Annotated in this window: 10 protein-coding genes and 1 tRNA gene; 6 read left to right on the forward strand and 5 right to left on the reverse strand. The window is 58.0% G+C overall.

Annotation, left to right across the window (positions count from 1 at the left end):
- Positions 1-275: 275 nt before the first annotated feature.
- The gene (locus ACR0AG_RS15820; protein WP_480840620.1) at positions 276-3890 is read right to left on the reverse strand and encodes a vitamin B12-dependent ribonucleotide reductase; all 3615 of its coding nucleotides are present in this window, start codon (positions 3888-3890) and stop codon (positions 276-278) included.
- Between the two features lie 584 nt (positions 3891-4474).
- Between ACR0AG_RS15820 and ACR0AG_RS15825 the strand changes: the two genes are divergently transcribed.
- Positions 4475-4870: a hypothetical protein gene (locus ACR0AG_RS15825; protein WP_480840622.1), complete on the forward strand. Its 396-nt coding sequence runs from the start codon at positions 4475-4477 to the stop codon at positions 4868-4870.
- Positions 4871-4878: 8 nt separating this feature from the next.
- Here the strand turns inward: ACR0AG_RS15825 and ACR0AG_RS15830 are convergent.
- From ACR0AG_RS15830 to pdxH, 4 genes are all read right to left on the reverse strand, one after another.
- Positions 4879-4955: transfer RNA gene (locus ACR0AG_RS15830), tRNA-Pro, on the reverse strand.
- A gap of 43 nt (positions 4956-4998) precedes the next feature.
- A complete protein-coding gene (locus ACR0AG_RS15835) occupies positions 4999-5466 on the reverse strand; it encodes a DUF192 domain-containing protein (protein WP_480840624.1) in 468 nt (155 codons plus the stop codon).
- A gap of 7 nt (positions 5467-5473) precedes the next feature.
- Positions 5474-6001: a cold-shock protein gene (locus ACR0AG_RS15840; RefSeq protein WP_480840626.1), complete on the reverse strand. Its 528-nt coding sequence runs from the start codon at positions 5999-6001 to the stop codon at positions 5474-5476.
- Between the two features lie 121 nt (positions 6002-6122).
- Positions 6123-6728, reverse strand: a complete 606-nt coding sequence (gene pdxH / locus ACR0AG_RS15845; protein ID WP_480840628.1) for a pyridoxamine 5'-phosphate oxidase — start codon at positions 6726-6728, stop codon at positions 6123-6125.
- Positions 6729-6864: 136 nt separating this feature from the next.
- On the opposite strand from pdxH, the gene fabI reads away from it, so the two are divergent.
- The 5 genes from fabI (at position 6865) to trpE (ending at position 12855) form a co-directional block, all read left to right on the forward strand.
- A complete protein-coding gene (fabI, locus tag ACR0AG_RS15850; RefSeq protein ID WP_480840630.1) occupies positions 6865-7671 on the forward strand; it encodes an enoyl-ACP reductase FabI in 807 nt (268 codons plus the stop codon).
- Positions 7672-7676: 5 nt separating this feature from the next.
- On the forward strand, positions 7677-8186 hold the full coding sequence (gpt, locus tag ACR0AG_RS15855; protein WP_480840632.1) for a xanthine phosphoribosyltransferase: 510 nt from the start codon (positions 7677-7679) through the stop codon (positions 8184-8186).
- 62 nt (positions 8187-8248) lie between these two features.
- On the forward strand, positions 8249-9424 hold the full coding sequence (locus tag ACR0AG_RS15860; RefSeq protein WP_480840634.1) for an aminotransferase: 1176 nt from the start codon (positions 8249-8251) through the stop codon (positions 9422-9424).
- An 80-nt stretch (positions 9425-9504) separates the two neighbouring features.
- Entirely contained in the window at positions 9505-11334 is a 1830-nt protein-coding gene (locus tag ACR0AG_RS15865) for a peptidyl-prolyl cis-trans isomerase (protein ID WP_480840636.1), read from the forward strand.
- 9 nt (positions 11335-11343) lie between these two features.
- Positions 11344-12855: an anthranilate synthase component I gene (gene trpE, locus ACR0AG_RS15870; protein ID WP_480840638.1), complete on the forward strand. Its 1512-nt coding sequence runs from the start codon at positions 11344-11346 to the stop codon at positions 12853-12855.
- The last annotated feature ends 4 nt before the right edge of the window (positions 12856-12859 follow it).

The following is a 12859-nucleotide window of genomic DNA, read 5'->3' on the forward strand; positions in this document are numbered from 1 at the left end:
CCCCCTGTTAGTTTCGCCTTCCAGGCTCATGTCGTTGACCGCCCGGTGTTTTTTTGCCTGCGGCCTGGACTGCGCATGGGACGAGCGCACCCGCCCCGTGAGAGAGTGGGAAAGAGCAATATTCCGCCCCACCCTGTTCCCGGCCAGCACGGGCATGCCGACCGAGTGGAGCAAAGCGTTGTCGGTAAGTCTCAGCGCATTGCTCCGTGTTCGTCGGGACCGGATGTTCGGGGGGAATATCACGGTCCCTCCACCCCATTGCCGGGGTGGTAGTCTCAACTACACCCGCTTGTTGCCCCGCAGGTGTTGCACTTCATGCAGGTGCCGTTGCGCACCAGCGTGTAGTTTCCGCATTCGCCACACGGATCGCCTTCGTAACCCTGCATTTTGGCTTTGGTCCGGGCGTCCATGGTCGTCGTCACGGCGGGTTCGGCCGGAGCGTCGAACACAGCGGCGGGTTCGGCCAGTCCACCGGTTTCGGTCTGCGGGCTGAACATCGCCAGATCCTGCGGCAGGCGCTTGCGCAAATACCCGGTCGAGCTGATTTGTTTCAGCACTTCCAGAGACTTGGACGCGGCGCTGTCGCTAATTTCCGACACGTTCGAGACGCCCTCATCCTCGCCACGACCGATATCGTCGAATGTGGCCCCTTCTGGTTTTACATGTGCCAGATCGGTGCGATCCAGATAGGACACGGCCAATTCGCGGAAGATGTAGTCCAGGATCGACGTCGCGTTCTTGATCGAGTCGTTGCCCTGCACCATCCCCGCCGGTTCGAACTTGGTGAAGGTAAAGGCATCCACGAACTCTTCCAGCGGCACGCCGTATTGCAGACCAACCGAGACCGCGATGGCAAAGTTGTTCATCATCGCCCGGAAGCCAGCGCCTTCCTTGTGCATGTCGATGAATATCTCGCCCAGCGAACCATCCGAATATTCACCGGTACGCAGATAGACCTTGTGACCGCCGACGATGGCCTTTTGCGTATAGCCCTTGCGACGTTCGGGCATCTTCTCGCGATGCGAGCGGACCAATTCCTTGACCACAACCTTCTCGATCACCTTCTCGGCCAGAACGGCGGCCTTTTCCGCGGGTGAGCCGCTTTCCAGCACTTCTGCCGCTTCGTCGTCATCCTCGACCAGTGCAGCCGCCAAAGGCTGCGACAGCTTCGAGCCGTCGCGATACAGCGCGTTGGCCTTCACGCCCAGCGACCACGACAGTTCATACGCCTTCTGGCAATCCTCGATGGTCGCGTCATTCGGCATGTTGATCGTCTTGCTGATCGCACCCGAGATGAAGCTTTGTGCTGCGGCCATCATGGTGATGTGGCTATCAACCCCAAGGAAACGCTTGCCTTTCTTGCCGCACGGGTTGGCGCAGTCGAAGATTGAATAGTGCTCTTCTTTCAGATGTGGCGCGCCTTCCAGCGTCATGGTTCCACAGACATGGTCGTTGGCTGCATCGATATCCGCCTTTGTAAAGCCCAGATGGCGCAGCAGATCGAATGTCGGGTCATTCAGCTTGGTTGCCGGGATGCCCAGAACGCCGGTGCAGAAATCCTCACCCAGCGTCCACTGGTTGAAGACGAACCGGATGTCGAAGGCGCTTTCCAGTGCAGCGTCCACCTTGGCCAGTTCATTGGGGCCAAAGCCATGACCGGTCAGCGAGGTGTGGTTGATCCCCGGCGCGTTGCCGATAGTGCCGTGACCAACCGCATAGCTGACGATCTCTTCGATCTGTGCCGAGGAATAGCCCAGCTTCTCCAACGCCGAGGGCACCGAGCGGTTGATGATCTTGAAATACCCGCCGCCGGCCAGCTTCTTGAACTTGACCAGCGCAAAGTCCGGCTCAATCCCGGTCGTGTCGCAGTCCATTACCAGACCGATAGTGCCGGTCGGTGCGATCACGGTGGCCTGCGCGTTGCGGTAACCGTTTTTCTCACCGAGGCTCAGTGCCTCATCCCAAGCCGACATGGCCAGATCGACCAGACGCTTGTCCGGGCAGTTTCCGTGGTCCAGAGGCACAGGCTTGACGGCCAGTTTCTCGTAGCCCTCGGTAACGCCCTGCGACGCGCGGCGATGGTTGCGGATGACGCGCAGCATATGATCCGCGTTGCGCTCATAGCCTTTGAAGGCGCCCAGCTCACCGGCGATTTCAGCCGAGGTCGCATAGGCTACACCGGTCATGATCGCGGTCAGCGCGCCACAAATCGCCCGACCCTCATCCGAGTCGTAGCTGTAGCCCATGTTCATCAGCAGGCCGCCGATATTGGCATAGCCCAGACCCAAAGTGCGGAAGTCATAGGACAGCTGCGCGATTTCCTTAGACGGGAACTGTGCCATCGTTACCGAGATTTCCAGCGTCAGGGTCCACAAACGCGAGGCATGCATGTAATCCGCCGCTTGGAACTCACCATCCTTGAGGAAGGTCAGCAGGTTCATTGACGCCAGGTTGCAGGCTGTGTCGTCGAGGAACATATACTCCGAGCACGGGTTCGAACCACGGATCTCACCATCTTCGGGGCAAGTGTGCCATTCGTTCACCGTGTCATGGAACTGGATTCCGGGATCGGCGCAGGCCCATGCGGCATGTCCAACCTTTTCCCACAGATCGCGGGCCTTGACGGTCTTGGCGACTTTGCCATCGGTGCGGTTGATCAACTCCCAATCGGCGTCTTTCTCAACGGCGGTCAGGAACGCGTTGGTCACACGGATCGAGTTGTTCGAGTTCTGGCCTGAGACCGAGCTATAGGCTTCCGAATCCCAGTCCGTATCATAGGTCGGGAACTCGATGCTGTCGTGGCCCTGCCGCGCATAATCCAGCACGCGCTTGATATAAGTCTCAGGGATCGCGACCTTCTTCGCCTCACGCACAGCTGTCTTCAGGCTATCGTTCTTGTTGGGATCATAGGCGTCATCTGCCGCACCGTCCCAGGAGCGGATGGCCTCGAATATGCCGTTCAGCATCTTCTCGTGCATCTTCGATCCGGCAACGATCGAGGCCACTTTCTGCTCTTCGATCACCTTCCATTCGATGAATTGCTCGATATCGGGGTGATCGGCATCGACGATCACCATCTTCGCTGCCCGACGGGTTGTGCCGCCCGATTTGATCGCGCCTGCGGCGCGGTCGCCGATCTTGAGAAAGCCCATCAGGCCCGAGGATTTGCCGCCACCCGACAGCGATTCCCCTTCGGCTCGCAGATGGCTGAAATTGGTGCCTGTGCCCGAGCCGTACTTGAACAGGCGCGCTTCGCGCACCCACAGGTCCATGATGCCGCCTTCGTTCACCAGATCATCATCGACGGACTGAATAAAGCACGCATGCGGCTGCGGATGCTCATAGGCGGATTTCGATTTTGTCAGTTTGCCGGTTTTGTAGTCCACATAGTGGTGCCCCTGCGCCGGACCATCGATACCATAAGCCCAGTGCAGACCGGTGTTGAACCACTGCGGCGAGTTCGGCGCGGCGCGCTGGGTCGCCAGCATATAGCGCATCTCGTCAAAGTATGCGCGCGCGTCATCCTCGGTCGAGAAGTAGCCGCCTTTCCAGCCCCAATATGCCCAGGCGCCGGCCAGACGGTCAAACACCTGCTTCGACGAGGTTTCCCCGTCAAATTCAGCACCATCAGCCGGAACCGAACGCCACAGGAATTCGGGAACGTCTTTTTCTTTGACCTTCTTCAGCTTGGACGGAACGCCCGCTTTGCGGAAATACTTCTGCGCAATGACATCACTTGCGACCTGACTCCAGCTTGCGGGCACTTCGATGTCATCAAGACGGAACACAATGGTTCCGTCGGGATTGCGGATTTCGGATGTCGCGGACACAAAATCCAGATCAGCGTATGCATCCTGTTCTGGCTTGGTGAATTTTCTTTCAATTTTCATGTCCGCTGCCCCAGCTTCAAACTTTTCAATTTCGACCGACCCAACACCAAATATTGTGTTGAAGGCTGCCGCCCTATGCGTGCCGGAAATTTGGACAAAAGGATCAGGTAGCTGCCCTAAGCAGCACAAAACCGCGCATTCGGTTAAACGTCACAATGGTAGTTATCTGTCCCTTGCCCCGGCGCCCGTTTCTGGTCATTGCCTACCAGATTTAGTGGCACACTGTCCGGCTCATACAATCTGACGTATTCACCCATAGTTGGTCAACGGACTTTTTCAGCGATTTTTGAAATCTTTTTTGTTGACCCGACGGATTGGGCCAGCGGGAATTTGCCCATGTGCGATTCTTCCACAGAAAGGGCGGCATTGCTCCACAGGAGCGTTAACCATTTTCCAGACGGAATTCTCATTTTCCCGGGCACAGTTACCGGCCATTCATCACGTAAACGCACATTAACGAGGATTTCACAGAATCATCGTCGCGTAACCAAATGAGATGCCATAGTCTGACAGACAGACCCGAATTGATCAGAGTGGTTTTTGGGATGCGCGCGCTTTGCCTAGTTCCTTTGCTGGCCCTTTTTGTGGCGTGTACACCACAAGAACAGCCCAAGGCCTCTCGCAGTGCGCAATTTGCGAACTATCCGGAAACCCTGTTCAAGACATTCGAAACGGATTGCGCCGGACCGGGTGAGGATTACGTCAAAGCGGGCAAGGACGCAGTCGAGTGCCGGGCGCTTCTGACACCCGAAGCCACCGCCTTTTTGATTCTCAGCTTTGATGGTTATCCGCAGGATCTGCCACGCATCGTCACCCGGTTAAGCTCGACCAGGAATCAGGGCGGGTATCAGGTCGATGCCGACACGTTTTTTCTGGTGCCGCAAAAGGATGGCGGAACGATCAGGATACCTGTGGAAAGCGAAACGCTCGACCGCGATTTCTCGCGGCTCTACACCAGTTATGGTGGAATACCCGTGTAAGAAAGAAATGGTCGGGGCGGCAGGATTCGAACCTACGACCCCCTGTACCCAAAACAGGTGCGCTACCAGACTGCGCCACGCCCCGGACCGTGCGCCTTCCTAAACGGGCTGTTCTGATTTGAAAAGCCCTAACACGGCCAAATTGCGGGACCTTGTGAAAAAACTTCGTGCCGCAACTGTGTGCCAGGCTCAATCCCATAGCGCGCGGACAGGCCCGCGTTGATTTCAAGCACTGCATACACTGAATCACCGCCCTCAATCGGAGTGAGATCACCGGGAATAGCGCCCTGGTGAACACGAGTCACAGTCCCTGCCCGATCCACAAAGATCATGTCCAAGGGAATCAGAGTGTTTTTCATCCAGAACGCGACAGGTTGCGGCGGGTCGAAGATAAACAGCATGCCCGACCGATTGGGCAAATGTTCGACAAACATCAATCCGCGCGATCGTTCCTGTTGGGTTTGTGCCAATTCGATATCGAACCGGACTTCCGTTTGGCCATTTCGCAAAGTGACGCGATCCGCCCGACAGTCTGCGAGAACCTGGCTGCCCAGGGCGATTGTCAGAACGAACAGGGCGACAAGGAATCGGAACATGCGGATATCAGACGCCTAACGCGGCTTCCCACGCCAAGACCTGAGCCGCCATCCGACCACGTTTGCCGTCGATGACGCGCATTGCCAGGGCCTCGCCGGGCTGCAGATCAGCAAGACCGGACCTGCGAAGCACTTCTATATGCAGGAAAACGTCTTCGTTACTGCCAAACACATTGGCAAAACCGAACCCCTTGCCCTTGTCGAACCACTTGACGCGCGCGGCCTCTAGCGGGGCTTGCGCAATGGTATTGGGATCGAGCTCGGCGAAATCCGCCAGCAGCAGCGTATCGGCGCGCTCGGGCGGATCGATGCGGATGACCTCAACGGCCTGAACACCCCGATCCGTCTTGTGCGTCATGATCTCGATGCCAGCGCCATCGGCTACCGAGCTTTGCCCGAAGTTGCGCAATACATTGACATGCAACAGAATATCCGGCCCGCCTTCGTCAGACACAACGAATCCGTACCCTTTCGCAGGGTCGAACCATTTCACGTGTCCACGGACTCGATACATGCTGTTCAAATCTTCTGGCACAGTTTTCTCAATACGCAAATCGCCACGGTTTTAGGGGTCCGTTGTTGATTGAAATACTTAGTAATTTCAAGCCGAAAAAACTCTTTGTTTCTGGTGTGTTGCATTTCACGATACGCGAACGTCATGGATTCAACCTCTGTATCTCCCACGCGGCATCGGGCGCATTCTTCGTCCAGCGAAACCTGTCATGCAATCGAAAGGCACCATCCGCCCAGAACTCAATTTCAACCGGTGTCAGTCGGTATCCACCCCAAAAACTAGGGCGCGGCGGGTTCGGGCCAAGCTTGGCCGTAACTTTTGCCACTTCAGCCATCAATGAGGCCCTGCTGTCCAAAGGCTGGGATTGGTGCGAGGCCCAGGCCCCCAGCCTGCTTTTGAGTGATCGCGAGGCGTAATACTCATCCGCCTGCGGTCCATCTTCGCGGGTAATTGTACCACGAACACGAATCTGACGCCGCAAGGATTTCCAATGCATCACAAACGCCCCTGTCCCGGCGCTATTCAGCTCCTGTGCTTTTTTGCTGTGGTAGTTGGTATAAAACACAAAGGCCTCAGCCTCGATTTCTTTCAACAGGACCATTCGGGCATTTGGCATGCCTTCCGAATCCACGGTCGCCAAAGCAATCGCGTTCGGATCATTTGGTTCCGTCACTTCAGCTTCTGCCAACCACCGACGTGCAATATCAAATGGATCGGTGCCGGCAAAAATGCCGCTTTGCTCGTTCATTTCCATCCCCTGGAAACATTTATTAACGACCCTACGGCGAGATCACGCTCCGGGCAAGAGCGCATGGCCTTGATGCAGGCCAATCAATGGCATAAACCAACCAAACACAACGCGACGACAGGCGGAGAACCTAAACATGTCAAATCAGTTGATGGCCGGCAAACGCGGCCTCATCATGGGACTGGCCAATGACAAATCAATCGCATGGGGAATAGCCCGCGCCTTGTCCGACGCTGGCGCCGAGCTGGCGTTTTCCTACCAGGGTGATGCGCTGAAAAAGCGCGTCGATCCGCTGGCAGCGCAATTGGGCAGCGAAATTGTCCTGCCCTGCGATGTCAGCGACGAAGCTTCGATCGATACGCTCTTTGGCGCGCTGGAAGAAAAATGGGGCAAGCTGGATTTTGTGGTTCACGCCATCGGATTTTCTGACAAGAACGAATTGCGCGGGCGCTATGTCGATACCAGCCGCGCCAATTTCAATCTGACCATGGATGTCTCGGTGTATTCGTTCACCGCCGTCATGCAGCGCGCTGAAAAGATGATGGGCGAAGGCGGCAGTGCCGTCACGCTCACCTATTACGGGGCCGAGCAGGTCATGCCCCATTATAATGTCATGGGTGTCGCCAAGGCTGCGCTTGAGGCGTCGGTCAAATACCTGGCCGAGGATCTGGGCAAGGACGGTATCCGCGTCAACTCGATCTCGGCCGGACCGATCAAAACGCTGGCCGCCAGTGGTATCGGTGATTTCCGCTATATCATGAAGTGGAACGAGTACAATTCGCCCCTGCGCCGCAACGTGACCATCAACGATGTAGGCAAATCGGCGCTGTATCTGCTGTCGGATCTCAGCAGCGGCGTGACCGGCGAAAACCTGCACGTGGATTCGGGCTATCACATCGTCGGCATGAAAGCAGTCGATGCACCGGACGTGGAAAAAGGGTAACAGCGATGAGCGCCAAAGACCGTCTGCCCCACGAAAAGGGTTTTCACATCAGCTGGGATCAAATTCACCGTGACTCGCGCGCGCTTGCGTGGCGGCTCGACGGTCAGGGCCCCGATGATGGCAATTGGCGCGCGGTCGTAGCGATCACCCGCGGCGGCATGGCCCCGGCCATGATTGTCAGCCGCGAATTGGACATTCGCACTGTCGATACGATCAGCGTGCGGTCCTATCACCATCAGGAACGCGGTCAGGCAGAAGTGCTCAAGGCGCCGGATGCAGGCCTGATGGGCGATGGCACGGGCATCTTGATCGTCGATGATCTGGTCGACAGTGGCAAGACACTCGAACTGGTGCGCGAGATGTATCCCAATGCCCATTTCGCAACCGTCTACGCCAAGCCCCAAGGTCGCCCGATGGTGGATACCTTTATCACCGAGGTTAGCCAGGACACCTGGATCTTCTTCCCTTGGGACATGGCCTTGCAATATGTCGAACCCTACCGGGGCACGGACTGACTCGTCCTACTTTTGTTCAAAAATACCTCGGAGCGCGAGGCAGAGCCTCGCAAACAATCCTCATGACCCAAACCCGTACCAAAGCCACATTTGCCCCTCCGGTGATGGAGGCGCGGCGATGGCTGGACGGGGTAACCTTTCCCAACGACCGTCCCTTGATCAATGTCAGTCAGGCGGCACCGGTCGATCCGCCGCCACTGGCCCTGCGTCAGGCAATGGCGGAGTTCGCTGTGCGCGAAGACAGCGCGCATCTCTATGGTCCGGTTCTGGGCAACGACGATCTGCGCGGTGCTTTGGCCGCTCAGATCGGACAGCATTACGATGCCACGGTCACCGCTGATCAGGTCGCCATTACATCGGGCTGCAATCAAGCCTTCGCGGCCACCATTTCGGCCATCACCGATGAAGGGGATGAGGTTATCCTGCCAACGCCCTGGTATTTCAACCATAAAATGTGGCTGGATATGGCGGGTGTCGCGGCGATTGATCTGCCCACGGGCGATGATCTTCTGCCCGACCCGGACACAGCACGCGGGCTGATCACCCCTAAGACGCGCGCGATTGCACTGGTCACACCGAACAATCCGGGCGGTGTGGAATATCCAGCCGAGCTGGTGCGCGCCTTTTATGATCTGTCCCGCGAAACCGGTGTGAAACTGATCGTTGATGAAACCTATCGCGACTTTGACAGCCGCTCTGGCCCGCCGCATGAGTTGTTCCAGCAACCGGGCTGGGATGAGACGCTGGTTCATCTCTATTCGTTCTCCAAAGCATACCGCCTAACCGGGCACCGCGTTGGCGCTGTCGCAACGGGCACGGGTCTTCTGGCCGAGATGGAGAAGTTTCTGGATACGGTCGCCATTTGCCCCGGCCAGATCGGGCAGTTCGCGGCCCTTTGGGGCATGCAGAACCTGTCGCAATGGGTCGCGGGTGAGCGTGACGAAATCCTCGACCGCCGCGCGGCAATTGCCGAAGGCATGCCCGCGCTTGAGGCCAAAGGCTGGCGTTTGTTGGGTCTGGGTGCCTATTTCGCCTATCTGGAACATCCGTTCGATCTGCCATCGGACGAGTTGGCCCGCAGGCTGGTGCCGGACGCAGGCGTTCTGCTGTTGCCGGGCACCATGTTTGTGCCTGAAACCGACCCCTCCGGAAAGCGTCAGGTCCGGGTCGCATTCGCCAACCTGGACCGCGCGGGAATCGGGCAATTGTTCAACCGTCTGGCATCGGTTTCCTTCTGATCTTGCCCCCCGGCGATGCGCGTCGTATTCAAGGCCGCAAGCGAACGGGCAATGACTGCCGTTAGACATCAAGAGGTCACATGAAAAACCTGTCCAAAACCTTTGTCTGGATCCTCATGGGGCTTTTGATGCTTGGCCTGGCCGGGTTCGGTGCAACCAGCCTGACCGGTACGGTGCGCACCGTTGCCACCGTCGGGGACGAGCATGTCTCGGTCGATGACTATTTCCGCGAATTGCAGCGCGAAATCCGCGCGGTCGAGGCCCAAACCGGGCAGCCCATGCAGATTTCTCAAGCGCACGAAATTGGACTGGACCGCCTTGCCCTGTCGCGCCTGATCTCGACCGCGGCGCTGGACAACGAAGTTGCCCAGCTTGGTATCTCTATCGGTGACGAGAATTTGCAGGCCGAGATTGTACAAATTCCGGCGTTTCAAGGTGTTGACGGCACTTTTGACCGCGAAGCCTACCGGTTTCAGCTGGAACAGGTCGGCATGACGGATGCCGAATTCGAATCCGATCTGCGCAAGGAATCTGCACGCACTTTGGTTCAGGGCGCACTCATGGGCGGCGTTGAGATGCCGATGACCCTGACACAGGCGCTGTCGGACTATGTGCTGACCCGTCGCAGTTTCACCATGGCGACGTTGGCCGCAGATGCGCTGGAAACGCCTGTGCCTGCCCCGACGGCCGCGCAGGTGCAGACCTATTATGACGACAACACTGATCGCTTCACCCTGCCCCGAACCAAACAGCTGACCTATGCGATCCTGTCGCCGGATGCGCTGCTGGATACCATCGAAGTGCCCGAGGAAGATCTGCGCCGGCTCTATGATCAGCGCGCGGACCAATATCAACAGCCCGAACGGCGCTTGGTTGAACGGCTGGTCTTTCCCGACGAAGAGAGCGCGACACAAGCCCTGGCACAGTTCGAGGTCGGCACGAGTTTCGAACAACTGGTGCGGGACCGTCAGCTGGAACTGAGCGACATTGACCTGGGCGATGTCACACGAGAAGATCTTGGCGACGCCGCTGATGCGGTCTTTGCTGCCGAGATTGACGATGTCGTTGGCCCTTTGCCTTCGACCTTTGGTCCGGCCTTGTTCCGTATCAACGGAACACTTGCCGCCAACAGCGTCTCTTTTGAAACCGCCGAGCCCGAGCTGCGTCAGGAACTGGCTTCGGACCGTGCCCGCCGCATGATCGAGGCGCAAGCCGAGGACATCAACGATCTGTTGGCTGGTGGAGCGACCTTAGAAGAACTGGTAACCGAAACCGAAATGGAGCTGGGGCAGATCGATTGGACCCGCCAAAGCGACGAAGGTGTTGCCGCCTATGACGGTTTCCGCTCGGTTGCGCAGGCCGTTCAGGACGGTGACTTCCCCGAGATTGAGTTCCTCGAAGATGGCTCGATCTTTGCGCTGCGCCTGGACGACGTTCTTCCCCCGCGCCCCGAACCGCTGGACAACGCGCGCCCTGCCGTTATCGCGGCATGGACGCAGGATGAAACCGCCAAGGCACTGCAGGCGCAGGCCGAAACGGTGTTGACCCAACTGCAGGCGGATGGCGATTTCACCGCAACAGGTCTGCCATTCCGCGTTGAAAACGCCGTGACGCGCACCGCATTCATCGGCGACGCGCCGGTCAATTTCATGGAACAGATTTTCGAGATGGAACCGGGCGAATTGCGCATCGTACCTGGCGAAGGCACCGCTCTGATCGTGCGTCTGGACGAAGAACTGCCCCCGGCTGAAACCGAAGAACAGCGTCTGATGCAAGAGGCTCTGGCCGCGCAGATGAACCAGGCGCTGGCGCAGAACATTTTTGATATCTATGTCCGCGACGCCCAGACCCGCGCACGCCCCGTGGTTGACCAGCAAGCCCTGAATGCTGTTCAGGCCAGCCAGCACTAGAGTTCCAAGATGGCCCTGACACCCGAGTTCGACAGTTTTGCGCGCGCCTATGAGGCGGGTGAAAACCAGGTTGTTTATACCCGTCTTGCTGCCGATCTTGATACGCCGGTTTCGCTGATGCTCAAGCTGACAGGCGCGCAGAAAGACGCGTTCATGCTGGAATCCGTCACTGGCGGAGAGGTGCGCGGGCGCTATTCGATCATCGGGATGAAACCCGACCTGATCTGGCGCTGCCATGGCGAACAAAGCGCGCTAAACCGCTCTGCCCGCTTTGATCCGGACAGTTTCGAGCCGCAAGACGGCAATCCGATGGATAACCTGCGCGACTTGCTGGCGGAATCTCGGATCGCCTTGCCTGACGACCTGCCGCAGGCTGCGGCGGGGCTGTTTGGGTATCTGGGATATGACATGGTGCGGCTGGTTGAATACCTGCCGAACGTGAATCCCGACCCGCTGGAATTGCCTGACGCAATCATGATGCGCCCCTCGGTTATTGCGGTTCTGGACGGTGTCAAAGGCGAGGTCACCGTGGTGTCACCCGCCTGGGTCAGCGACGGCCAATCGGCCAAGGCTGCTTATGCGCAAGCCGCCGAAAGGGTCATGGACGCCGTGCGCGATCTGGAACGCGCCATGCCTGCTGAGTCTCGCGATCTGGGGGACGCCCATGAAATCGCGCCTCCGGTGTCGAATTTCACCAAGTCGGGCTACATGGAAGCGGTTGAAAAAGCCAAGGAATACATCCGCGCGGGCGACATCTTTCAGGTGGTGCCAGCGCAGCGTTGGACGCAGGATTTCCCGCTGCCGCCCTTTGCGCTTTATCGGTCTCTGCGGCGCACTAACCCGTCGCCCTTCATGTTCTATTTCAACTTCGGCGGTTTTCAGGTTGTCGGCGCAAGCCCCGAAATCCTGGTCCGTGTCTTTGGCGACGAAGTGACAATCCGTCCCATCGCAGGCACTCGCCCGCGCGGCGCAACGCCGGAAGAGGACAAGGCGAACGAGCTGGATTTGCTGGCGGACAAGAAAGAACTGGCTGAGCATCTTATGCTGCTGGACCTGGGTCGCAACGACACGGGCCGCGTGGCCAAGATCGGAACCGTTCGTCCAACCGAAGAATTCATCATCGAACGCTATAGCCATGTTATGCACATCGTCTCGAACGTGGTTGGCGAACTGGCCGAGGACAAGGATGCCCTCGATGCGTTCTTTGCCGGTATGCCCGCAGGTACGGTTTCTGGCGCGCCCAAAGTGCGTGCCATGGAAATCATCGACGAGCTAGAGCCTGAAAAGCGCGGCGTTTATGGCGGCGGGGTCGGCTATTTCAGCGCGGGTGGCGATATGGATATGTGTATCGCCTTGCGCACCGCCATCGTGAAGGATCGCAAGCTTTACATTCAGGCCGGTGGTGGAGTGGTCTATGACAGCGATCCCGAGGCTGAGTTTATGGAGACCGTCCACAAGTCCAACGCTATTCGCCGGGCGGCCGCAGACGCGGCGCGCTTTACCGGCAACGGGAACGGGTAAGCGG

This window comes from Ruegeria sp. H6 (assembly GCF_056532975.1).

Bases quoted from the DNA above. Each gene is read 5' to 3' on its own strand.
- ACR0AG_RS15820 (WP_480840620.1), bottom strand. From the start codon at position 3,890: ATGAAAATTGAAAGAAAATTCACCAAGCCAGAACAGGATGCATACGCT.
- ACR0AG_RS15835 (WP_480840624.1), bottom strand. From the start codon at position 5,466: ATGTTCCGATTCCTTGTCGCCCTGTTCGTTCTGACAATCGCCCTGGGC.
- pdxH (WP_480840628.1), bottom strand. From the start codon at position 6,728: ATGAACGAGCAAAGCGGCATTTTTGCCGGCACCGATCCATTTGATATT.
- fabI (WP_480840630.1), top strand. From the start codon at position 6,865: ATGTCAAATCAGTTGATGGCCGGCAAACGCGGCCTCATCATGGGACTG.
- gpt (WP_480840632.1), top strand. From the start codon at position 7,677: ATGAGCGCCAAAGACCGTCTGCCCCACGAAAAGGGTTTTCACATCAGC.
- ACR0AG_RS15860 (WP_480840634.1), top strand. From the start codon at position 8,249: ATGACCCAAACCCGTACCAAAGCCACATTTGCCCCTCCGGTGATGGAG.
- ACR0AG_RS15865 (WP_480840636.1), top strand. From the start codon at position 9,505: ATGAAAAACCTGTCCAAAACCTTTGTCTGGATCCTCATGGGGCTTTTG.
- trpE (WP_480840638.1), top strand. From the start codon at position 11,344: ATGGCCCTGACACCCGAGTTCGACAGTTTTGCGCGCGCCTATGAGGCG.